The organism is Pseudomonas sp. Pse35, assembly GCF_024519715.1.
Lineage (GTDB): Bacteria > Pseudomonadota > Gammaproteobacteria > Pseudomonadales > Pseudomonadaceae > Aquipseudomonas > Aquipseudomonas paracarnis.
In genome coordinates this window covers 99,483-122,403 of the sequence record NZ_JALJRP010000014.1, presented here as the reverse complement: position 1 = coordinate 122,403, position 22,921 = coordinate 99,483, and the positions used below count along the sequence as shown (strand labels likewise).

The window sequence follows — 22,921 nt, the reverse complement described above, 5'->3', positions numbered from 1 at the left end:
GGTCAGGCTCCCAACAGGCTTTGGCCGCACACCCGCACCACCTGGCCATTGACACCACCCGACGCCGGATGGGCCAGCCAGGCAATGGTCTCGGCCACGTCGATGGGTTGCCCGCCCTGGGACAACGAATTCATGCGCCGCCCCGCTTCGCGGATCATCAGCGGGATCTTCGCGGTCATCTGGGTCTCGATAAAGCCGGGTGCCACCGCGTTCACCGTGACCTGCCGGACTGCCGCACGCGGTGCCAGGCCCTGTACCAGGCCTATCACACCGGCCTTGGACGTGGCGTAGTTGCTCTGCCCCAGGTTGCCGGCGATACCGGAAATCGACGACACGCACACAATGCGCCCACCAGGGTTCAAACCCTGACTGTCGAGCAAGGCCTCACTGAGCTGCCACGGCGCTTCGAGATTGACCGCCAGCACACTGCGCCAGGCGGCCTCGGTCATTTTGGCGATGGTCTTGTCCCGGGTGATCCCGGCGTTGTGCACCACCACATCAAAGGCGCCGTATTGGCTGACGTGGGTTTGCAACAGTGCGGCGGTGTCAGCCGCGGTGATATCCAGGGGCAACGCCGAACCGCCTACGCTGGTCGCCGCCTGCTGCAAGGCTTCCTGGGCCTGGGGCACGTCCACACACACCACATGGGCACCGTCCCGCGCCAGCACCTGGGCAATCGCCAGGCCGATGCCACGGGAGGCGCCGGTGACCAGGGCGCGTTTGCCGGCAAAGGGTTTGTCCCAGTTGATGGCGGCATGGCCATCGACCGGTTTTTCCAGGCGCACCACCTGCCCCGAGACATAGGCGGAACGGCGCGACAGGAAAAACCCCAGGCTGCTGTCCAGCGCGTCTTCCGCGCCCGGCGCCACGTACAGCAGTTGCACGGTGATCGCGCGGCGCAGTTCCTTGGCCAGCGAACGCACCAAGCCTTCAAGGGCGCGTTGGGCGATGGCCTGGGGCAAGTCGTCGCAATGCTCGGGTGCCGTGCCGAGCACCACTACTCGGCCATGCTGGCTGAGGCGCTTGGCATTGCTGTGAAAGAACAGGTAAAGCTCATCCAACTGTTGCAGGTCGGTCACGCCGCTGGCGTCGAACACCGCGCCTTGCACCTTGACCGTGGACGGTGCCTTGAGCGTCGCCGGGCTCGCGGCGACGGTGTCGGTGGCGCTGAACACGCGCTGCACCGAGGCCACCAGGCGCCCTGCCCCGGCGATGATCACAGGATTAGCCAGGCCGGCCTGGCCGCTGCGATGCCGTTGCAGGGGCAAGGGTTGCGGCAAGCCGACCGCCTGGGCCAGACGCCGGCCCCAGGGGGAATTGACGAACGAAAGGTAGCTGTCACTCATAAGGAGTCCACTCACAACACAGTTCTTGCCTGATAAACCGGTCAAATGTGGGGAACTGGATAGCCCTCTGTAGGAGCGAGCTTGCTCGCGAAAAACGTCAACGATAACGCTGGCTTCCTGAATCAACGCGGCGCCTGTGAGTTCTTCGCGAGCAAGCTCGCTCCTACAAAAAGCCTTCTGCCTGGTATTCAAGGCAAGCAGTTCCCACCTGTGGACCGGGTTTTCTCTTAATTGACCGGGACGCTGCGCCGTTTGGCCACCGGCTCGAGCGCCTGCTTACGCTGCTGCAGAGCCTCCAGCAAACCAAAGTCCTGGGGAAAGTCGTCCACCTGGATACCGTGGTCGGCGTATTGCACATAGCGCGCCAGCAAGGCGTCTTCGTCGTCGCTGATCAAATCCAGCGCCCGCGCCTTCACGCGCCAATCGGTGAAGGCCGTGGCAGAAATCGGCAGCGGGCCGAGCAGACCTTGCTTGATGGCGGGCTTTAGCCGCGCCTCGATCAGCTCCACTTGTGGCAGCAAACGGAAACCCAATTCGCCGTAGGCCAGCTTGTCGACTTCCGGACGTGGGATGTAGGAGTTGGCCAGCAAACGGTCGCGGGTCTCGCCAGGGGTCTGCACCACCTCCGCCACCTGCGCCAACAGGCGGTCCGACGGTTTGCGCAGCGGGATGCCAAACGGAAAGCTCAAGGTGCGCACTACTGCTGCTGCGGGTTTTGAAGGGTAGTTGTCGAGCACTTCGGCCAAGGCTTCGTGGGCGCGCAACAAGGCGTCCTGGGCCGCCCAGTGCACCAGCGGCAAGTCCGCCTGGGGCCTGCCGTCATCCTCGAAGCGCTTGAGCACGCAAGACAGGATGTACAGCTGCGACAAAATATCCCCCAGGCGCCCGGTAATACTTTCCTTGCGCTTGAGGGCACCGCCCAGCACGCCCATGGAGATATCCGAGATCAGCGCCAGCACCACCGACAGCCGATTGGCCTGGCGGTAGTAGGCAGCCAGCGCCGGGTCGGTCTTGGCCGGCGCCGCAATCAGGCGCCCGCCGGTCAGGGCATGCACCGCTGCGCGTACGGTGTTGGCCACGACAAAACTCACATGGCCAAACATTGCGCTGTCGAAGTCTTCCAGTGCCTTGCGCCGGTCGGGGTTGTGCGCCGCCTCCATCTCGCGGAACACGTAGGGATGGCAACGAATCAAGCCCTGGCCAAAGATGATCAGGCATCGGGTCATGATGTTCGCGCCCTCCACCGTAATGGCGATGGGACTTTGCTGGTAGGCACGGGCGAGGAAGTTATTGGGGCCCATGCAGATGCCTTTGCCGGCGACGATGTCCATGCCCTCGTTGACGATGATGCGCGCCCGCTCTGTGACGTGGTACTTGGCAATGGCCGAGATCACCGACGGTTTCTCGCCGGCGTCCAGGGATGCCACCGACACCTTGCGCACCGCATCACAGGCATACAGATGCCCGGCCATGCGCGCCAGCGGCGCCTGTACACCTTCGAACTTGCCGATGGGCAGGCCGAATTGCTTGCGCATCGCCGCATAGGCTGTGGTACCGCGCACCGCCACTTTACCCAGGCCGACGTTGGCCGAAGGCAGGGAAATCGCCCGACCTGCCGCCAGGCATTCCATCAACATGCGCCAGCCGTTGCCGATTTGTTCGCGGCCACCGATCACCCACTCCAAGGGAATGAACACATCCTTGCCGGTGGTAGGACCATTCTGGAATACCGCATTCAACGGCCAGTGACGCCGGCCGCTGTTCACCCCTGGATGGGAGGTGGGGATCAACGCACAGGTAATGCCCAGGGAACCTGGCGCGCCAAGCAGGCCCTGCGGGTCTTCGGCACGGAACGCCAGGCCCAGCACCGTGGCAATCGGGCCGAGGGTGATGTAACGCTTGTCCCAGGTCACTTTGAAACCCAGTACTTGCTCGCCCTCATGCATGCCTTTGCAGACAATGCCCAGGTCGGGGATCGCGCCTGCATCCGAGCCGGCATACGGGCTGGTCAGGGCGAAACACGGAATGTCGTCACCGCGTGCCAGGCGCGGCAGGTAGTAGTTGCGCTGGGCGTCGGTGCCGTAATGCAGCAGCAGCTCGGCCGGGCCCAGGGAATTGGGGACCATCACCGAAATCGCTGCCGCCGAGCAGCGTGTCGACAGCTTCATCACCACCTGGGAATGGGCGTAGTGGGAGAAGCCTTTGCCGCCGTACTGCTTGGGAATGATCATGCCGAGGAACCCGGCATCCTTGGTGTACTGCCAGCCCTCTGGGGACATGTCCTGCCAGACCTGCGTGGTTTCCCAGTCGTTGGCGATGTCGCACAGGGTTTCGACTTCGTTGTCGAGGAAGGCTTGCTCCTCCGCGCTCAGGCTGGCCGGCGCGGCTTGCAGCAGGCGCTGCCAGTCGGGCTTGCCGCTGAACAGCTCGGCATCCCACCACACGGTGCCGGACTCTATCGCCGCACGTTCGGTATCGGACATCGCCGGCATGATCGTGCGAAACAGGCCCAGAGCCTTGGTGGTCAGCAGCTTGCGGCGCAGGGGTTTGATTGCCAGCACCAAGGCGGGCAGCACCACCAGCAAAGCCGCGACAGTAAGGCCCAGGCCGGCCACCGCGTTGAACAGGTAACCAACCGCCAGCCAAAGGATGCCGGCGCTTAGCCACAGGGCGGCGGCGGCTTGTCGGTAAGCCAGGGCAATCGCTGCTGCGATACCCACCAATAACCAGATAAGCATGGGGGAGACCTCTACTTGATTCAGGACGTGAAACCACACTACAAACTTCAAATCATTAATTCAAATTTTGTTTTGAAATATTTATTTAATTCCTTGCCGAAAAAATAGGCTGACCGGGTCAGCCTGACGAAAGAAGGAATCAACGTACGTCGCCGAAAACGAAAGCCATGGCAAGGCCTCCAGATGCGCTGAGTGCCCTGCCTTGCACGCGCTTCAGAACTTATAAGTCGCCGACAGGCTGACCACGTCACCTGAGGATTCAGCTTTGCCGTCCAGCTGCGCGCCTCCAAGGCGGTCAACGTTCTTGGTCTTCAGATTGACCTTCTGGACGAATTGGTGCGAGTAGGCGGCATCCACCGACAGGCCTGGTACCGCCTTGATGTCATAACCTGCACCAAACGCAAGGAAGTAGCGATCCCCGTCGGGGATCCGAGGGTCACGGGTGGAGTTTCGGGTCGGTGTCTGGTCGTAAGCCACGCCGGCACGGAGGGTGAGTTCGTCGGTCGCTTTGTAGTCGCCGCCGATAGAAGTCATCCACGCGTTCTTGTAGTTGTAGGGTATGGCAACGATGGTCGAGCCTTGTGACTTGAGCGTGAGGTCCTTGAACGAGGACCACTCTGTCCACTGGGCACTCACGCCCAGCGTCCAGCGCTCATTGAACTGGTGGACCCAGTCAATCGCCGCCGTCGCCGGGATATCCAATTGAGCACTGGCATGCGCGCCATCCGGGAACAGTTTGAGACCAGGGTAGGCCATTTCAACCAGCGTTTCGCCGTTCGGACCAATCGGGTTGGTCATCGCGTTACGGCCAATCGCGTCTGTATAAACGTCGTACTTGCCCGTCATCTTGTTTTTGATCTTGGCGTGATAATTCACGCCCAGCGTGTCTTGCGCTGTCGGCTTCCAAACCACGCCGCCAAACCAGCCCACTGAGATATTGTCGACTTTCACGCGTATCAAGGAATGCCCGACGCCGGTCGGAAAACCGGTGCCTCCCAGACCGGGAGAGACATCCGCGGCAGCCAGCAGGTCAACGTTCTGGCTGACGTTCCCTTGGCTACGTTGAACGATGGCACCGGCACCGACGGAAAACTCATCATTGACCTTGAATGACAAGGAGCCTGTCAGGCCAATGGTCTCGATCTTGGTGTCAACGGCGAAATCTCGCAGCTTAGAGTTTTCGTTCCACGTACTTTTCATGCCTTGCGGTACGACTTGGCTCAGGCCAAAAGCAAAACGGTCGCCGATGGGCATGACCATAAAGCCAGTAGGTAGCCATGCGGTGAAACCACCCTGGCCGCCATTATTCGTATTCAGCGTCGGATCGCCCAGGTTGCCCTGATCATCCAGCACCGGCGTATTGGTCACCGGGTTACCGTTATGGTCATACGCCTGGCCAGAATATTTGATCTTGATCCGGGCGTAATCGACGGTCTGCTGCACGATGGTTGAATCGATGAACGCCATGGCCGCCGGGTTGTTGTACGCGGCACTGGGGTCGTTCTTGAACAATGAACCGCCACCAAACGCGCGCCCCCAGCCAGGCGCACCGTAGGTTGGCGTGGAGAAGCCGCCCGCCTGCACATTTCCTGTGGTCATCAAGCCTCCCAACAGCGCCAACCCCAGTAACGTGTGAGCGTGTTGTTTCTTATTATTCATGCGCTGCTCCTTATTATTATTTCGCCCGGCCCCTGCCGGTGGGTCGTGTGGCCGTAGGCAGACCGTAAGTACCCTGCCCAACCGATGCCTCGCATGAGGCATCGGCCTTTCAACGGGTGATCAGCCCTCTGGAGTCACATGCTTACGGGTTAACCGTCAGCGTCGGGGCAACAACATTCAGCGATACGACAGTGCAGTTGCCGGTCAGCGACTGATTGGTAGCCGAAAGTGTTTTGGTACCAGGAGTCCAAGCCACGGCAATGGTGGTAGGGCCGCAGTTAGTGGCCGGAATCGAGGAGATTTTGTAGCCTACGTTGGTCACGGTGCCGGTGGTGCCCGTCGCAGCGGTAAGAACCCAAGGCAGGTTAGTCAGCGTGGGCAGTGCGCATAGGCCGCCGCCGGTCAAGGAAGCACCGTTGATAGAAGCCACGCCACCGCTAACGTTGCCGGTAAAGGTAATGCCGCAAGTCACTGCCGCACCAAAGGATGAGGGCGACTTCACCACGATGGTACCGGCATTAGTCGAGAACGGACCGTCTGGAGAAACGGAAGCCGCGCTCGCCATGGAGGCGGCACCAAAGCACAGAGCAAACGAGGTTGCACAAACGAGGGTTTTCAAGCTTTTCATTGTTTTTCCTCACATGTTATGGCGATTCATTTCGCCAGGGGGTAATGGCCATGATCGAGAGGTCACGGTGAAACTGCAGAACTTCCCTTTCCAGCCAAATTTCAATGCATTTACCGCTACAACTGTCGGAACGTATTATTCGACAACTTTGAAGTTGGGCGGCATCTTGATCGACACCGTCTTGATCTTGCAGTCTTCGCCAATCGCAACATCAACGGCTTCCAACTTGCCGGTGGCGTTATCCCAAGTCCCGTCGGCCGTCGACGGCCCACACTTGCCGCCCAGGCCAAAGGCATGCACGTCCACGCTGATCTTCGACATGGAGCCGCTTTTTGTATCTTTGGCGATTAACACCCAGGGCAAGTTGATGGCTTCGACACGACTGCACTTGAGGCCACCGTCGAACTCGACTTTGTCGACATTCACCGATGAACCATCGGCTGTAACCTTGCCGGCTACCTTGATGGTGCAGTCGGCACTGATGAGCTTGCCTTTGGAAAAGCTGATAGGTCCTTGGGCGGTGAAGGCACTGCCAGCGGGTTCGATACGCGCAGCCTGGGCCTGGTGGTAAGCAATCAGGCCCATGGCCGCCAACAGGATGTGGGCGGTGAACTTGGCAGAACTTTGCATGGTGTACGTCCTTCCCTTGAAATTATTGTTGTAGGGTCAAACCAGGTGCTTGCACTCAAAACGCCGGGCGACAGGGACCTGCGCGATACACAGATCCCGAGTACACCCTGAAGGCTTACTTCATCTCAAAACGGCTTGGCAGTGCCGCTGTACTTCTCCAGGTACTTCAAGCGCTTTGACGGCTGAAGATTGGTCAGGTTGATATCGCCGGCATAGTGATTCAGTACACGATGGTCCATGCGACGCCGCCACAAGTACGGCACATAAGCCCAGACAATCATGCTGGCGTAGCCATACGGAAGTTGCGGTGATTCATCAAAGTGACGCAGCGACTGATAACTACGCGTGGGGTTGGCATGGTGATCGGAGTGGCGCTGCAACTGGAACAGAAAGATATTGGTGACAATTCGATTACTGTTCCACGAGTGACGCGGTGAGCAGCGTTCATAACGGCCATTGGGCAACTTCTGACGCTTGAGGCCGTAATGCTCGACGTAGTTCACCACTTCCAGCAACGAGAACCCGTAGATGCCCTGGATAATCAGGAACGGAATTACCGCCGCCCCCAGCCAGGCAATCATTGCGCCCCACAACACCACGCTATACATCCAGGCGCTGAGCACCGCGTTCTTCCAGTGCAGGGCCGGCAGGCCGAGTTTGCGCAGGCGTTCGCGCTCCAGGTTCCAGGCCGACACAGCGCTGAACCACACCGAACGCGGCAGGAATGCCCAGAAACTTTCACCGAGGCGCGAGCTGGCGGGGTCTTCCGGAGTGGCGACCCGTACGTGATGGCCACGGTTATGTTCGGTGTAGAAGTGGCCGTAGAAGGTCGGCGCCAGGGTGACCTTGGCCAGGAACACTTCCAGGGGTTTGGGTTTGTGCCCTAGTTCATGGGCGGTATTGATAGCAATACCGGTGGCGGCACCGGTGGACATGGCCATGCCCACATAAGTCAACCAGCTGACTGCACCGTGAAGTTCAGTGCGGGCGGTGATGAACGCGGCGGTCCTGGCCAGCCAGTTCGAGGGTTCCAGGGTGGCCGTGGCGTGCAACAGGCCGCCGTTGATGATCCAGTCTATACCGCCCGCAGCGAGCCAACCGGTGATGACCACCGAGGCAATCACAAACAGCACGCCGGTGTAGACGATCCAGCGGTAGTAGCGTTGGGATTCAAGGTGGCTGACCGCAGATTCGGGCGGGTTGCTGACGTCTTCGCCGAGCAGGCCGTCAATCAGCGGGATCAAGCCGAAGATCACCAGCACGCCCACCCACCACAGTTGTTGCACGCCTGTGGTGATGGCAAGGGCGCCGGAGAGCAAGGGCGTCGCCAGCGGCATGATGCCGAGCCACCACAGGTGGCGTTTGCCGTCGGCCCAGACATGCGGGGCTGCCAGAGTCTGGTTCATGGCAGCCTCCGAACGCATTCGGTGGGCAACGAGGCAGACGACAGATATACGGAGCGTTGACTGCTCCTGGAAATCAACCATGCGATAAAAGGCGTTTTTTTCATTATTTTATTCGCTCTTAGGCATTTCAAAAATAATTTCAAATTACACATTGAAATAATTTTTTTAAATAAATAGCGCGGAATCGTTAGGTCGTCAACTAGTTTCTCCAGCCCTTTTTTCCGTGACCGAGCAGTCTCTTTTCAGCCGTTTGGTCAGGTACTCAGGGGCAGGCGTCAACGCCAGGCGCCGCAGTCAGGTGGCGCTGTTACTGGCTCGCCAGGGCGACAGGTGGGTTTATCGGCCGGACGCTCTCGCCGGGTCGAGCCCGCTTGGCCACCTGCTCCACCAGCGCCGCCACGCGCTCGGTGGCGGTGATCGGCAACATATGCCCACGGCCTTCAATCACCTGCATTTTCAGCCCTGGCACCTTGCTGGCCAGGGCCTGGCCGTGTTTCTGGAAGTCGAGCACCTTGTCCTGCGCCCCGTAGATCAGGCCGATGGGCAGGGTCAATCGGGAGTAGCGCTTGACCATCTCCGGCAGATGGTCGTTGGCCCGGTTGATCTCGGTGGACGCCGCGTAGAAATTGTCGGGTCGCATGCCCAGCAAACCGCCGCCACGGGTGGCGAAGTCCGGCGGCGCAGGATCGGGGGCAAATACGCCCTTCACCACCGAGTCTTTGGTCAGCAGGCCGATGGGCAGGGTCAAGGTGTGCGCTACCCAGCGCCGCAGCCAGGCCGGGCGCACGGCCAGAGACAGGAACACCAGCGGCAGCATGCGTTGGGGGTGAGTCAAGGGCGCAACCAGCACCAGCCCGGATACGGCATGGGGATGGTCGAGGGCCAGCGCCAGGGCAATCGCTCCGCCCAGGGAGTGCCCCAGTATCAGCGGTTTACCCAGATCCAGCGTATTGATGAAGGCCGCGATTTGTCGCGCCTGGGCCGGCAAGTCTGCCGGCGTGCCGCTGTGCCGGGTGGAATAGCCTGAGCCCGGCCGGTCGAGGCTGATGACCCGAAAATGCTCACGCAACTGACCGGACAAGGCATAGGTCAGGTTGCGACTACTGCCCATCAGCCCGTGAATCATCACCAGCGGCGGGCCCTTGCCCTCTTCGACATAATGAAAGCGCTCGCCATCCACCTCGACGAAGCGCCCGTTGATCGGCACAGTCGCTTCAATGCGCCGCGTCATCCAGGCACTCAAGCCCCACAACGCAGCACTGGCGCCTGCCAGCACTCCCGCAGCGACAACCCATTCGACAGCCATAGCTCGGTCCTCTGCTTCCCTGCTGCTGGCGACCCGACCGGAATTGATCTGGCCCCAGCCATCGTCCACACCCTGGACCTACACTTCATGCATACCACGTTCGTCCGTCGGACAAATCGCTCATGCGCAACAAGGCCCTAGCGTAGGCGAATTTTTCAGGTAGATTATTTAAAATCTTTTTTAAAATAAATAATTCAATTTTCCTTTGCAATGGTGTTCTATCTAAAAGACAAAACAAAAACAGGAGCACATCCGATGCCCACACGCTTTATTGATGAGGCAGCCCTATGAATGCCCCCAGCGACTCAATTGACATCGCCATCATTGGCTCCGGGTTCGCGGGCCTGTGCATGGCGATCAAACTCAAGGAAGCCGGGCTCACCGACTTCTTTATTGCCGAACAGGCCCAGACCCTCGGCGGCACGTGGCGCGACAACCACTACCCAGGTTGCGCCTGCGACGTGCAGTCCCATGTGTATTCGTTTTCCTTTGCGCCCAACCCGAACTGGACGCGACAGTTTGCGGCGCAACCCGAGATCCGCGCCTATCTGGAAGACTGCGCCAGGCGCTTCGAACTGGCGCCCTACCTGCGCTTTGGCATGGGCCTGCAACGTGCGGTGTTTGATGAACAGCAGCAGCGCTGGCAGCTGACCTTCAGCGACGGCCGCCAGGTCAGCGCACGGGTGCTGGTGTCGGGAATGGGGGGCTTGTCGCGCCCGGCAATGCCGGATATCCCAGGGCTGGACAGTTTCAAGGGCAAGCGCTTCCACTCCCAGCAGTGGGATCACGAGTACTCCTTGAAGGGCAAGCGCGTGGCGGTGATCGGCACCGGTGCCAGCGCCATCCAGTTCGTGCCGCAGATCGCACCACAGGTAGCGCACCTGGACCTGTTCCAGCGCACACCGCCGTGGATCATGCCCAAGCCTGATCGGCCGATTTCAGCGTTCGAACGCTGGTTGTTCAAGCATGTACCGCTCACCCAAAGGCTGGTGCGCGCTGCGCTTTACTGGGCGCTGGAAGGCCGTGTGGTGGGCTTTGCCCTGCATCCACGCCTGATGAAAATGGTGCAGAAAATCGCCCTGCGTCATCTGCGCAAACAAGTGGCCCGCCCTTCCCTGCGCAAAACCCTGACGCCGGACTACACCATCGGCTGCAAGCGGGTGTTGATCTCCAACGACTACTACCCGGCACTCTCGCGCAGCAATGTCGAGGTGGTCACCGACAGCGTACTGCGCATCGAAGCCGACGGCGTGATTACCGCCGACGGTATCAAGCACCCCGCCGATTGCCTGATCTTCGGCACGGGTTTCCAGGCCAGCGACCCGTTGCCCCGTGGCTGCATCATCGGCCGTGACGGCATCGACCTGATGGACGCCTGGCGCGATGGCGCCCATGCCTACAAAGGCACCACTGTGTCGGGCTACCCGAACCTGTTTCTGATCGTGGGCCCCAACACCGGCCTGGGGCATAACTCGATGATCCTGATGATCGAGGCCCAGGTCGCGTACATCCTCGACGCCCTGAAACACATGCAGCGCCAGCGCCTTACCACGGTAGAGGTCAAGCCCGCCGTGGAGCACGCCTACAACCAGCAGTTGCAGGACAAGCTCAAGCGCACCATCTGGAACACCGGCGGCTGCCAGAGCTGGTACCTCGACCCGCGCACCGGCAAGAACACCACGCTGTGGCCCGGCTCGACCTGGCGCTTCAAACAGGTCACCCGGCATTTTGCCCTCAAGGACTACAGCGTCAGCCAGGCGCCGGCGCCCGCCCTGCCGCGAGCGGTTGCAACGCCCCACTCCACCACAGAAGGCAGCCTGTCATGAAGTCATTCAACGGCCGCGTCGCGGCGATCACCGGCGCGGCTTCCGGCATGGGCCGCGCACTGGCCCTGGCGCTGGCGCGGGAAGGGTGTCACCTGGCGCTGGCAGACAAAAACAGCCAGGGCCTGGAACAGACCCTGGCGCTGATCCGCACCTCGACCTTGTCGCCCGTCACTGTCACCACCCAAGTGCTGGACGTGTCCGACCGCCAGGCCATGCACGATTGGGCAGCACGCTGCGCGGCCGAGCACGGCAAGGTCAACCTGGTCTTCAATAATGCCGGGGTGGCGCTGTCGAGCACCGTCGAAGGCGTGGATTACGCCGACCTGGAATGGATCGTCGGCATCAACTTCTGGGGAGTGGTGCATGGCACCAAGGCATTCCTGCCGTACCTCAAGGCCAGCGGCGACGGGCATATCATCAATACGTCCAGCGTGTTCGGCCTGTTCGCCCAGCCCGGCATGAGCGGCTACAACGCTACAAAGTTCGCGGTACGCGGCTTCACCGAAGCCTTGCGCCAGGAACTCGACCTGCAACGCTGCGGCGTGTCGGCCACCTGTGTACACCCCGGTGGCATTCGTACCGACATCTGCCGCAGCAGCCGCATCGACGCGAACATGACCGGCTTTCTCATCCACAGCGAGCAACAAGCCCGCGCCGATTTCGAAAAACTCTTCATCACCGACGCTGACCAGGCCGCCAAAGTGATCCTGCAAGGCGTACGCAAAAACAAGCGTCGCGTGCTGATTGGCCGCGATGCCTATTTCCTCGACCTGCTCGCCCGTTGCCTGCCGGCGGCCTATCAGGCTCTGGTGGTGTTCGCCAGCAAGCGCATGGCGCCCAAGCCGCGCACGCCGGTGTTTGAAACCAACGACGAGCCTCGACTCTGAACAGGAGAACGCACCATGCTGCCGATCCGTCGCGATATCCGTTTTGCCTTGCCTGCCGAGCGCATCAAGAACTGGCACGAACAAGGGCCTGTGGTCAGCCATTTCTTCAATGCCCTGTCGTTGCTGTTTCCCCAGGGCGAGCTGTTCTTCATGGACAGCGTGCGCCACTACCGTGGGCAGATCGATGATGCCGAACTGAAAAAAGAGATCCAGGGGTTTATCGGCCAGGAGGCCATGCACAGCCGTGAACACGTGGCGTATAACGACTTGCTGCAAGCGGCCGGCCTGCCGGCGCACACCCTTGACCGACGCTTGAAGTTCTTCCTCGACCTGCAGAAAAAACACCTGCCGCCGTCGTTCAACCTGGCGGTGACCATCGCCCTGGAACACTACACCGCCATGCTCGCCGAAATCCTGCTGAGCGACCCGTCGCGCTTTGGCGACTCACTCAAGGGTTACCAGCAGATGTGGTACTGGCACGCCCTGGAAGAAACCGAACACAAAGCCGTGGCGTTCGATGTGTGGAACAGGGTGATCAAACCAGGGCCTGCACGTTACCTGCTGCGCACGGGGACCATGCTGACCACCAGCGTGCTGTTCTGGGTGGTGGTGCTGGATTTTCACGTGCGCCTGTTGATTGCCGACCGCACTTCGGGCGGCACGCTGAAGGGCTTGTGGCGCATGGTGAAGTTCTTGTATGGGCCCAAGGGGGTGTTTCCACGGATGTTCCGGCCGTGGCTGCATTATTTCAAGCCGGGCTTTCATCCTTGGGATCATGACAACCGAGCACGGTTGGCGGGCATTGACCGGTTGGTCGAAGAGATAGAGCGCACGCGCCGCAGCTATGAATCGGCCTAGTGCCAGGGATCAATCCTGCCGCCTGTAGGAGCGAGCTTGCTCGCGAAAAACGTCAACGATGACGCGTGCTTCCTGAATGAACGCGGCGCCTGTGAGTTCCTCGCGAGCAAGCTCGCTCCTACATAAAGCAATGAGGTTTACGCCAGGCTCTTGCTGACCACCTCAAACACATCGCTGGACAGCTCACCCGCACCCAGGATGCGCTCCAGCTCCGCTTTCATCAGCGCCTGCCGTGCGCTGTCGTATTTACGCCAGCGTGTCAGCGGCGCCAGTTGGCGCGAGGCGATCTGCGGGTTCAACGTATTGAGCTGGATCACCAGGTCCGTCAGGAAACGGTAGCCCGAGCCATCCGCCGCATGGAAGTTGATCAGGTTCTGCCCGGCAAATGCGCCCACCAGCGCGCGCACCTTGTTGGGGTTCTTGATGGTGAACGCCGGGTGCTCCATCAACGCCTTGACCCGTGCCAGCCCGCCCGGCAAGGTGCTGCCGGCCTGTACGCTGAACCATTGGTCCATGACCAGCGGGTTGTCCTTGAAGTTTTCGGCAAACACCGCCAAGGCCTGGGCTTTCTCTGCTTCGAACGGCGAGTTCACCAACACCGCCAACGCCGTCAGGCGTTCGGTCATGTTATCGCTGGTGTCGAACTGATCCAGGGTGGCCGCCAACACTTCTGGCTTGCCGCTGAGCATCAAGTAAGACAGCGCGATGTTCTGCAGCGCACGGCGGGCGAAGTGCTCGGCTTCTGCCACGTAAGGCGTTTGCTTGGACAGCTCGCGGTTGGCCTGGTAGCGCAGCCACAAGCCTTCGAACAGGTTGTCGGCCAGTTGCTTGCGGGCAAATTCGCGGGCAGCGTGGATGGCATCCACATCCGCCACTTCGCTGATTTCCGTGAGGTAGGCTTCACTCGGCAGCGAGAGCATTTCGGCGACCATGGCCTGGTCCAGTCTTTCATCGCTCAACACCGTGCGCAGCGCGTCGATCAAGCGCTGATCAAGCTTCAGCGGCTGGCCTGCCTGGTGCTGGCCGATCAGTTCCTGCAATACCTGCACCGCCAACTGCTGGCCAGCATCCCAGCGGTTGAAACCGTCGCTGTCGTGCTGCATCAGGAACATCAGTTGATCGCGGCTGTAGGGGAAGCTGAGCTTCACCGGCGCCGAGAAACCACGCAGCAACGAAGGCAAGGGTTTTTCAGCGATGTCGACGAAGGTAAACGTCTGCTCCGCTTCGGTCACCGAGACTACCCGCGAAGTGTCGCCCGCTGTCGCTTCACCGGCCAGGCGCAAGGCAATGCCGGCGCCCTGCCCGTCCAGCAAGCCCAGCTCCACCGGGATCACAAAGGGCAATTTCTCGACCTTGTCCGGAGTCGGCGGGCAGCTCTGGCGGAAGGTCAGGCTGTAGGTCTTGGCCGCCGCATCGTAAGCCTCGCTTACCGCCAGGCGCGGGGTACCGGCCTGACTGTACCAGCGCTTGAACTGGCTGAGGTCGGCGCCATTGGCGTCTTCCATGGCCTTGATGAAGTCGTCGCAGGTCACGGCCTGGCCGTCATGGCGTTCGAAATACAGGTCGCTGCCTTTGCGAAAGCCCTCGGCACCGAGCAAGGTGTGGATCATGCCGACCACTTCCGAGCCCTTTTCATACACGGTCAGGGTGTAGAAGTTGGAGATCTCGATAAAGCTGTCCGGGCGCACGGCGTGGGCCATGGGGCCGGCATCTTCAGCGAACTGGTGGGTACGCAGGTACGCCACGTCCTGGATGCGTTTGACCGTGGCCGAGTTCATGTCGGCAGAGAAGCCCGAGTCACGGAACACGGTGAAGCCTTCCTTGAGCGACAGTTGGAACCAGTCGCGGCAGGTCACGCGGTTGCCCGACCAGTTATGGAAGTATTCGTGGGCGACGATGGCTTCAACGCGCTGGTGAGCGGCGTCTGTAGCGGTTTCGGCGCGGGCCAGCACGGCGCTGGAGTTGAAGATGTTAAGGCCCTTGTTCTCCATGGCGCCCATGTTGAAATCGTTGACCGCCACGATCATAAAGATGTCGAGGTCGTACTCGCGACCATAGGTTTCTTCGTCCCAGCGCATGGATTTTTTCAGGCTGGTCATGGCGTGCTGGCACTTGTCGATATTTTCCGGCTCGACGTAGATGCGCAACGCGACTTCGCGGTTGGTCATGGTGGTGAAGCTGTCTTCGACGCACCACAGGTCACCGGCCACCAGCGCAAACAGGTACGCCGGCTTCTTGAACGGATCTTCCCAGGTCGCCCAATGCCGGCCGTCTTCGCCAGGGCCGCTGGCAATCGGATTGCCGTTGGACAACAGCACCGGGTAGCTGTGTTGCTCGGCGATCACCGTGGTGGTGAACACACTCATCACGTCCGGGCGGTCGAGGTAATAGGTGATCTTGCGGAAACCTTCGGCCTCGCACTGGGTGCAGAACATACCGCTGGATTTGTACAAACCTTCCAGGGCGGTGTTGGTTTCCGGGTGGATCTTGACGGTGGAGTCGAGGGTGAAGGTCTCACTCTTGGGCTGCACGGTCAGGTGGCTGTCGGTCAGCTGGTAGTCAGCGTCCGTCAACGGCTGGTCGGCCAGGTTGACACTCAACAGCTCAAGTTGCTGGCCATCGAGCACCAATGGCGGCAAACCGGCGCCGCGCTCGGGGTTGCGGCGCATCACCAGCTGCGCGTGGACCAGGCTGTGGTCCTCGAACAACTCGAAGGTCAGGTGCGTCTCGTCGATCAGGTAGTCCGGCGCCTGATAGTCCTTAAGGTAAATCATCTTCGGTTGTTCGGTGCGCATGCTGGGGATCCTTCTACTGATGCACGGCGAGCTGATAGGCCGTGTATTTACGAATGTTGATGACGCCGGTGTCGAAGATCAGGTATTGGCCCTTGATCCCCAGCAGCGTGCCTTCGGCAATCGGGTTCTTGTCCAGGTTGAAGCTGACGATCTTGGTCGGATACTGCTCGACCGGGTAGCGGATTTCAATCGGCTCGATGTCGGCAATGGTTTGGATGGCTTGCAGGCCAAAGCGTTCCTGCAAACCCAGCAAGCCCTCGGCGCAAGAGGCGAACAGCTCATCACGCACCTGCTTGAGGTCCACCGCTTGCGCGTCGCCCTTGAGCAAGGCGCGCCAGTTGGTCTTGTCGGCCACCTGGCTGCGGAACAGGTCTTCGACGAAGCCCGATTGCTGGCGTGTCGCCACGCGCATGATCGGCAGCGCCTGGCTGGCGCCCTGGTCCAGCCAACGGGTGGGCAACTGCGTAGCACGCGTAATGCCGACCTTGATGCCCGACGAGTTGGCCAGGTACACCACGTGGTCGGTCATGCAGAATGTCTCGCCCCAGCCCGGATCGCGGCAGGTACCGGCGTCGTAATGGCAACGCTCGGGGCTCATGATGCACAGGTCACACTGGGCCAGCTTGGTCATGCAGGGGTAGCAGTAGCCCTGGCTGAAGCTGGTCTTGGTCTTGCGCCCGCAATGGCTGCAATGAATCGCGCCCAGGTATTCCAGGCGTACATGGGTGCCGATCAACGGATTGACCGGCACCTCGGTGTCGCCCAGGCGAAAGGCGTATTGAACGGTCGGCTCACCGAGTTGCGCCGACATTTTGCTGACTGCACCGCGACCAATTTCAATCAATGGATCGCATCCGACTTGAACAGGATATTCGGTACTGGCGCGGATTTGGACGCGCACTCCTGCGGGCCCATATAACCGGTGCGCTGTTCTTCGGGCAGGTTCTGGATCTCCCAGGCGATCATCGCTTGCAACGACAATTCGCGCTGCTCGGCGGTGAGCTTGCGGCCATCGGACCATTTACCAATCTCTACCGCGAGCTTGAGGCTCTCGTAGATGTCCGGGGTGATGTTTTCGATCATTTCAGCAAAAGAGGACATAAGGCTCTTCCTTATCAAAGAGACGCTTTGCGACGGTTGTACAAACCGCCGAGCAAACCCGTCAAGCAACCGATGACCAACCCGCCCACATGGGCCGCGTTGGCGATTTCGCCGAAACCGATCATCGAGACCAGCCCCGACAGGCAGAGCAGCAACCACACCAGCATCATCACCAGCACCCCACGGGGCAGGCGATAGGCCGGGTTGGGCGACAATAACTGAAAGATCCAGCAGTGCCCGAGCAGGCCGTACAACACGCCGGACAAACCGCCAAACAAGCCGGGGCCACCGTAGGCGTATTGCGCGTAGTTGGAGACCAGGCTGAACAACAGGGTCAGGCCCAGCAGGTTGATGCTGCCCTGGCGCGCTTCAATGCGCCGACCCAGCTCCCAGTACCACATGCCGTTCATGGCCAGATGCAGGATGCCGAAGTGGATGAGCATCGGCGTGACCAGGCGCCACCACTGCCCCGAGGCCAGCGTGTCGGCCAACGGTGTGAACTGGATGTACTCGCCCAGCACCCGGAACGGCAGGAAGGTCAGCCAGGCCATGGCTTGCAGGTTTTCACCCAGCAGGGTCACCGCACCCACAATCAGGCTGGCCAACAGCACCAGTGCGGTGACTGGGCTGTGGCGCACCTGCTGGACAAAGCCTGGCCGCGCAACCGGCGCCTGCTCGGGAATATCCAGTTGCTGGTCGGGGTCGCCAGCGGGGAAGCGTTGATACAACACGCGCACATCGTCGCTGATGGCCTCGGGCACCCACAGCACCTGTTCACCGGCCTCCTCGCTGACGCGGTGCGGCACCTGCATGCGGTGCAGCAACTTGACGAAACCACCCAGGTCAACGCTCAGGGGCAAGCGCAATACAGCTACGGTACTCATGGAATGGCCTCTGGTCGCTCAACGTCGACCCATACGAATTTACGCGGATCCAGCTGGGTTTCCTGGTCCAGTCGATACGCCACCAGCTTGCCGTACAGCACCGCGCTGTAGTCCAGGCAGGCCAGGTTCGGGCGGATCGGCGCGGGTTTGCCGCTGCGCCAGTAGTGGCCGACGAACAACAGCGGTTCATCGACGCCATAGCGCAGCAAAGAATTCTTTTGTGTGGACGACAACGGCGTGCGTGCCACCGGCTCCGGCAAGGCGTCGGGCTGGAACACGATGTCGCCGTAGGTCTTGGGGTCGTCTTCCCAGAACTTGGTGCGAAAGAACGAACGCGTCAGGCCATCGCCACCGGTCAGGGTGAGCCCATCGGGCAGGCGCATATCGGTGCCGCGCAACAGGCGATCGAATGCATTGCAGGCGAAACTGCCCGGTACGGCGGCGGCTTGCAGGAAGTGTTGGTCGATGCAGCCGTCCGGGAAGGTGGCGCGCAGCGGCTGGATAAAACTGTCATCCCAGCACGCGTGCACTACGCGAAAACGCCCGGCGTCGACAAACAGCGGCATGTCGTAGAACCAGCCGAGGAAGTCGTGCCAGTCGGCCGGGTGGTGTTCGAACTGGGTCAGGGTCTCTTGGATCAAGCGGGCGTGGCGCGGGTTGTGCTCACGCACGAACTGCTTGCCACTGCCCGGCGGGGCCGGCGTGGTCCAGCCCAGCGCATTGAACTCGTGGTTACCCATGATGCACAGCGCCTGGCCGGCCTCGGTCATATCGTGGACGATATGCAGCGCCTCACGGATGCGTGGGCCACGGTCGATGATATCGCCCAGGAACACAGCCATGCGTGACGGATGGCGCCAAGTGCCGCCCTGCTTGTGGTAACCCAATTGGTCGAGCAAGTGCTCAAGGGTATGAGCGCAACCGTGCACGTCACCAATCAGGTCGTAGCTACGCGCGGGATCGAGCATCAGTCGCCTCCACCTCCCAAGCGGCTGCCCCAGCCCAACTTGGTGCGGCACACTTCGTAGTAGTTGTGATCCAGCGGGTGGATCAAGCGCAACTTCTGTGCCTTCTTGCTCACGGTGATGGTGTCACCGGGGGCGCAGGTGAAATGGTTCTGCCCGTCGCAGGAGACTTGCGGGTAGATTTGCATGTCTTTGGACACCACGATTTTCAGCTCACTGTTGCCATCGACCACAATTGGCCGACTGGACAACATATGGGGGTACATCGGCACGATCACAATGGCATCGAGCTTGGGATGCATGATCGGGCCTCCCGCCGACAGCGCATACGCGGTTGAGCCGGTAGGCGTGGCGACGATCAGGCCGTCAGCCTTCTGGCTGCACACGAACTGGCCGTCGATATACAGTTCGAACTCAATCATCCGCGTGGATTTGCCCGGGTGCAGCACCACATCGTTGAGGGCATCGCCCTGGCCGATCGCCTCGCCATGGCGGCGCACTTCGGCCTGCAGCAGGAAGCGGTTCTCCACCAGGTAATGGCCGTCGAGCACCTTGGCCACTTCGACTTCCAGCTCATCGGGGCGTATATCGGTCAGAAAGCCCAGGCTGCCACGGTTGATGCCCAGCACCGGCACGTTATGCCGCGCCAGTGCCCGGGCAGCGCCGAGCAGGCTGCCATCGCCACCGACCACGATGACCATGTCGCACACCTCGCCGAGCATCTTGCGTGACGAGGTTTGCAGGCCGTGGCCAGGGAGGATTTCAGCGATGGTGTCTTCGAGGATCACATGCAGGTGGCGCTCGAGCAGAAACTTCTTCAGCCGGCGGACGGTGTCCAACACCTGGGTACTGCCCAGGCGACCGATAATGCCGATATTGCGAAATTGCTCCATGGGGCTCCTGCGGGATCTGGGGTGAGGCAAAAAGAGCGATTATGGGCGAAAGGCCGTCTCAGGCAAAATCCTTTGTCGCCGCCAAGCCTTGATGACAATGGTTCTCAGGCACCTTCTGCGCGCTGAAAAGGCTATGCTCGGACCATGACCCCATTCCCCGACTTGCACACCCTGCCCCGCCAACTGCGCCACCCCGAGGTGCGCGACCTGGCGTGGGTGATGCTCGCGCCGCCGATGCTGGCGCAGACGCCTTGGCCGCAGCGCCATCCGCTGGCGGGCAGTGACTGGGTGCAAGCCCCTCACCAACTCGAAGCCTGGCTACGCCATCTGGACCAGGACAGCAGCGCGTTGCAGCATTGGCTGAGCCTGTCACGTACCCGGCGCCTGGGCCTGTACTACGAGCGCTTGTGGCAATTTGCGGTGCAGCAGGCGCCGGGTGTGGAGTTGCTGGCCGCCAACCTGCCGATCCGCCGTGCCGGGCACACGCTGGGCGAACTGGACATGCTGCTGCGCGACCGCGATGGGGTGCACCACCTGGAACTGGCGATCAAACTCTACCTGGGCCCGCAGGACGGCAACGGCCAGGACACCGCCCAATGGCTGGGGCCTGGCTGCCATGACCGGCTGGACCGCAAACTTGCGCACCTGGCCGAGCATCAACTGCCGATCTCCGCGCGGGCAGAAAGCCGCGAGGCCTTGGCGGCGCTGGATATCCAAGCGTTCGATGCGCACTTGTGGCTCGGTGGCTATCTGCTCTACCCCTGGCCCGGCGCGGCGCTCTCCCCCCTAGGCGCACACCCGCAGCATCTGCGTGGGCGCTGGTTGCATCAGCGCGACTGGACAGACTTTGTCAGCACCCGCCCAGAGGGTCGCTGGCAACCCCTGCCCCGCCATGCCTGGCTGGCGCCCGCGCATTACCTGGCCGATGAAGTGTGGAGTGAGGTGCAGATGCAAGACTGGCTGGCAGAGCTAGACCCAATGGCCCCGGCGCAGTTGCTGGTGCGCATGGTGCCGAACGGTGAGGAGTGGGAGGAAGCCGAGCGGTTGTTTCTGGTGGCCGATCTTTGGCCGAATGTGCCGGGGACAGGCTGATAGGTGTGGGGTGTTTGAGGGCCTCATCGCAGGCAAGCCAGCTCCCACAGTTTGACCGCGCCGCTGGCTCGCTCCTATAGAATTGACCGAAGCGCCGATTCCATGTGGGAGCTGGCTTGCCTGCGATGGCGATAGCCCAGGCGCTACAGCTTATCGATGTGCTGATACTCCAACTGCAACCCCACCGCCAATTCCTCAGCCCGCCCCAACCTGATCGGCCCACGCTCGATGTCAATCAACATGCCTGGGCACTCCAATCGCGGCAGCGCGCCCATCGCCTTTAGCCGCCCATCGGTCACCACCAGTAACTTCTGTTGCTCGGCGGGATAGCGCTTGCGTCGCGCCGCCAACCAATGCCCCGCCTCGGTCAGCGCAGCCAGCAACGGCGTCCCGCCGCCCGCTCCCAACTGCTCCAACCAATCGGACAAGCCTTTCGCCGCCTTCAAACCTTGCACCTGCCACTTCGGCGATTGCCCGCTGGCCGTCAATAACGCCATGCGCGCCCGTTGGCGATAAGCATCGTCAAACAGCTGGGCCAGCAGCCCCTTGGCATCGGTCAGTGCCCGATGGCGCCGCGTGGACGCCGAGGCATCGACAATCACCAACCACAGTTCAGGAGCCGACCGGCTGCGCAGGTGGAACAGCAGGTCCTCACGGCATTGCGGCCGCCCACCCAGCAACGTGCCCGGCCAATTGATCGCCCCGCGCTGTGCGCTGCGGGCCTTGCCCTGCCGGCCGGTGTTCAATCGCCCCGCCTGGGGCCGGGCATCCGCCCCCGCGTCAGGTCGGGGGCGGATGCCTAGGGCTTTTTTGGCCAGGTGGGTACATCGCGGCGTGCGCCCGTGGGCAAGGCGGGGGCGGGCATATCGCCCCACTGGCCTTGGCCGGGCGAGGTTTCAGAAGGTGACGACGACGGCCCGTCATTCGGCTGGGGCGGCGCGCCTGCCGGCGCTTGCTGCTGACGTCGATGGCGCAAGGCGAACTCCGCCACCGCGTCGATATCTTCCTGCTCGATAGCAGCGGCGCCACGCCAAGCCGCATGGGCACGGGCGCCACGCAACCAGACCAGGTCGGCACGCAGGCCGTCGACCCCTGCGGCAAAGCAGCGCTCGGTGATGCGGGACAACGCCTGGTCATCCAGGGCGATACTGTCTAGCCGTGCCCGTGCCAGGGTGCAGCGTTCGCGCAAGGCAGCTTGCGCTGGCGCCCACTGCGCGCAGAACGCAGCCGGGTCAGTGTCGAAATCCAGGCGACGCCGGATGATCTGCCCGCGCTCGGCGGGCAGAGTCTGCCCGCTCAAGGCCACGTTGAAGCCGAAGCGGTCGAGCAACTGCGGGCGCAGCTCGCCCTCCTCCGGGTTCATGGTGCCGATCAGTACAAAGCGCGCCGCATGGCGATGGGAAATCCCGTCGCGTTCGATCAAGTTGGTGCCGCTGGCGGCTACGTCCAGCAGCAGGTCCACCAAGTGGTCGGCCAGCAGGTTGACTTCATCCACGTACAACACCCCGCCGTCAGCCTTGGCCAACACACCGGGGGAGAATTGCGCGCGGCCTTCGCCCAGTGCTGCGTCCAGGTCCAGGGTGCCGACCAGGCGCTCTTCGGTCGCCCCCAGGGGCAAGGTTACAAACTGCCCGCTGGCCAGCAGGTCTGCCAGCCCACGGGCCAGAGTCGACTTGGCCATGCCCCGTGGCCCTTCGATCAGCACGCCGCCGATCTTCGGGTCGATGGCGGCCAGGCACAGTGCCAGTTTCAAGTCGTCGGCGCCGACCACGGCGGACAGCGGGAAATGGGGAGTATCAGTCATCAGCTGTCTTCTTCTACTTAATAGCTCGTTCCAACGCTCCCGCGTGGGAACGCTTAGCTGGACGCTCGGCGTCCGTTCTTGTGACGCAGAGCGTCACGGGCTG

Annotated in this window: 19 protein-coding genes; 4 read left to right on the top strand and 15 right to left on the bottom strand. The window is 61.5% G+C overall.

Annotated features, from left to right (window positions below):
* Positions 1 to 2: 2 nt before the first annotated feature.
* The 7 genes from OC445_RS14410 to OC445_RS14375 form a co-directional block, all read right to left on the bottom strand.
* Positions 3 to 1,346: a 3-oxoacyl-ACP reductase gene (locus OC445_RS14410; RefSeq protein ID WP_198791207.1), complete on the bottom strand. Its 1,344-nt coding sequence runs from the start codon at positions 1,344 to 1,346 to the stop codon at positions 3 to 5.
* A gap of 227 nt (positions 1,347 to 1,573) precedes the next feature.
* Positions 1,574 to 4,084, bottom strand: a complete 2,511-nt coding sequence (locus OC445_RS14400) for an acyl-CoA dehydrogenase (protein WP_262020196.1) — start codon at positions 4,082 to 4,084, stop codon at positions 1,574 to 1,576.
* A gap of 213 nt (positions 4,085 to 4,297) precedes the next feature.
* Positions 4,298 to 5,743, bottom strand: coding sequence for an outer membrane protein transport protein (locus tag OC445_RS14395; protein ID WP_089041833.1), 1,446 nt, complete (start codon positions 5,741 to 5,743; stop codon positions 4,298 to 4,300).
* 142 nt (positions 5,744 to 5,885) lie between these two features.
* On the bottom strand, positions 5,886 to 6,371 hold the full coding sequence (praB, locus tag OC445_RS14390; RefSeq protein ID WP_014718293.1) for an alkane oxidation protein activator PraB: 486 nt from the start codon (positions 6,369 to 6,371) through the stop codon (positions 5,886 to 5,888).
* Positions 6,372 to 6,506: 135 nt separating this feature from the next.
* The gene (gene praA / locus OC445_RS14385) at positions 6,507 to 7,001 is read right to left on the bottom strand and encodes an alkane oxidation protein activator PraA (protein ID WP_198791209.1); all 495 of its coding nucleotides are present in this window, start codon (positions 6,999 to 7,001) and stop codon (positions 6,507 to 6,509) included.
* 125 nt (positions 7,002 to 7,126) lie between these two features.
* Positions 7,127 to 8,407 carry an alkane 1-monooxygenase gene (locus OC445_RS14380; protein ID WP_057974820.1) on the bottom strand — a complete coding sequence of 427 codons (1,281 nt, stop codon included), beginning with the start codon at positions 8,405 to 8,407 and terminating at the stop codon, positions 7,127 to 7,129.
* Between the two features lie 307 nt (positions 8,408 to 8,714).
* On the bottom strand, positions 8,715 to 9,713 hold the full coding sequence (locus OC445_RS14375) for an alpha/beta fold hydrolase (RefSeq protein WP_198791210.1): 999 nt from the start codon (positions 9,711 to 9,713) through the stop codon (positions 8,715 to 8,717).
* Positions 9,714 to 10,000: 287 nt separating this feature from the next.
* Here OC445_RS14375 and OC445_RS14370 point away from each other — a divergent pair, with 287 nt between their 5' ends.
* The 3 genes from OC445_RS14370 to OC445_RS14360 are packed head-to-tail and all read left to right on the top strand — an operon-like array spanning position 10,001 to position 13,284.
* Positions 10,001 to 11,539, top strand: a complete 1,539-nt coding sequence (locus OC445_RS14370) for a flavin-containing monooxygenase (protein ID WP_198791211.1) — start codon at positions 10,001 to 10,003, stop codon at positions 11,537 to 11,539.
* Entirely contained in the window at positions 11,536 to 12,426 is an 891-nt protein-coding gene (locus OC445_RS14365; protein WP_127880608.1) for an SDR family NAD(P)-dependent oxidoreductase, read from the top strand. Before OC445_RS14370 ends, OC445_RS14365 begins: the two co-directional genes overlap by 4 nt.
* Before the next feature lie 15 nt (positions 12,427 to 12,441).
* Complete coding sequence (locus tag OC445_RS14360) at positions 12,442 to 13,284, top strand: metal-dependent hydrolase (RefSeq protein WP_034126050.1); 843 nt, start codon at positions 12,442 to 12,444, stop codon at positions 13,282 to 13,284.
* Between the two features lie 137 nt (positions 13,285 to 13,421).
* On the opposite strand, the gene pepN is transcribed toward OC445_RS14360, so the two are convergent.
* Genes pepN through OC445_RS14330 form a run of 6 tightly spaced genes read right to left on the bottom strand, consistent with a single transcriptional unit; the run spans position 13,422 to position 19,922 of the window.
* Positions 13,422 to 16,079 carry an aminopeptidase N gene (gene pepN, locus OC445_RS14355; protein WP_262020195.1) on the bottom strand — a complete coding sequence of 886 codons (2,658 nt, stop codon included), beginning with the start codon at positions 16,077 to 16,079 and terminating at the stop codon, positions 13,422 to 13,424.
* Between the two features lie 13 nt (positions 16,080 to 16,092).
* Positions 16,093 to 16,923 carry a DUF2797 domain-containing protein gene (locus OC445_RS14350; protein WP_054920810.1) on the bottom strand — a complete coding sequence of 277 codons (831 nt, stop codon included), beginning with the start codon at positions 16,921 to 16,923 and terminating at the stop codon, positions 16,093 to 16,095.
* Positions 16,920 to 17,180 (bottom strand): YeaC family protein, encoded by a 261-nt coding sequence (locus OC445_RS14345; RefSeq protein ID WP_003190750.1) that lies wholly within the window; start codon positions 17,178 to 17,180, stop codon positions 16,920 to 16,922. Before OC445_RS14345 ends, OC445_RS14350 begins: the two co-directional genes overlap by 4 nt.
* A 14-nt stretch (positions 17,181 to 17,194) precedes the next feature.
* The gene (locus tag OC445_RS14340; protein ID WP_072448435.1) at positions 17,195 to 18,064 is read right to left on the bottom strand and encodes a rhomboid family intramembrane serine protease; all 870 of its coding nucleotides are present in this window, start codon (positions 18,062 to 18,064) and stop codon (positions 17,195 to 17,197) included.
* Entirely contained in the window at positions 18,061 to 19,035 is a 975-nt protein-coding gene (locus OC445_RS14335; protein ID WP_161793215.1) for a metallophosphoesterase, read from the bottom strand. The genes OC445_RS14340 and OC445_RS14335 overlap by 4 nt, the downstream gene beginning before the upstream one ends.
* A complete protein-coding gene (locus OC445_RS14330) occupies positions 19,032 to 19,922 on the bottom strand; it encodes an NAD(+) kinase (RefSeq protein WP_003217892.1) in 891 nt (296 codons plus the stop codon). Before OC445_RS14330 ends, OC445_RS14335 begins: the two co-directional genes overlap by 4 nt.
* 144 nt (positions 19,923 to 20,066) lie before the next feature.
* On the opposite strand from OC445_RS14330, the gene OC445_RS14325 reads away from it, so the two are divergent.
* Positions 20,067 to 21,014, top strand: a complete 948-nt coding sequence (locus OC445_RS14325; protein ID WP_198791213.1) for a DUF1853 family protein — start codon at positions 20,067 to 20,069, stop codon at positions 21,012 to 21,014.
* Between the two features lie 143 nt (positions 21,015 to 21,157).
* Here OC445_RS14325 and OC445_RS14320 read toward each other — a convergent pair whose 3' ends face one another.
* Positions 21,158 to 21,760, bottom strand: a complete 603-nt coding sequence (locus OC445_RS14320) for a vWA domain-containing protein (RefSeq protein WP_034126054.1) — start codon at positions 21,758 to 21,760, stop codon at positions 21,158 to 21,160.
* Positions 21,761 to 21,813: 53 nt separating this feature from the next.
* A complete protein-coding gene (locus OC445_RS14315; protein WP_198791214.1) occupies positions 21,814 to 22,818 on the bottom strand; it encodes an ATP-binding protein in 1,005 nt (334 codons plus the stop codon).
* Positions 22,819 to 22,921: the final 103 nt, after the last annotated feature.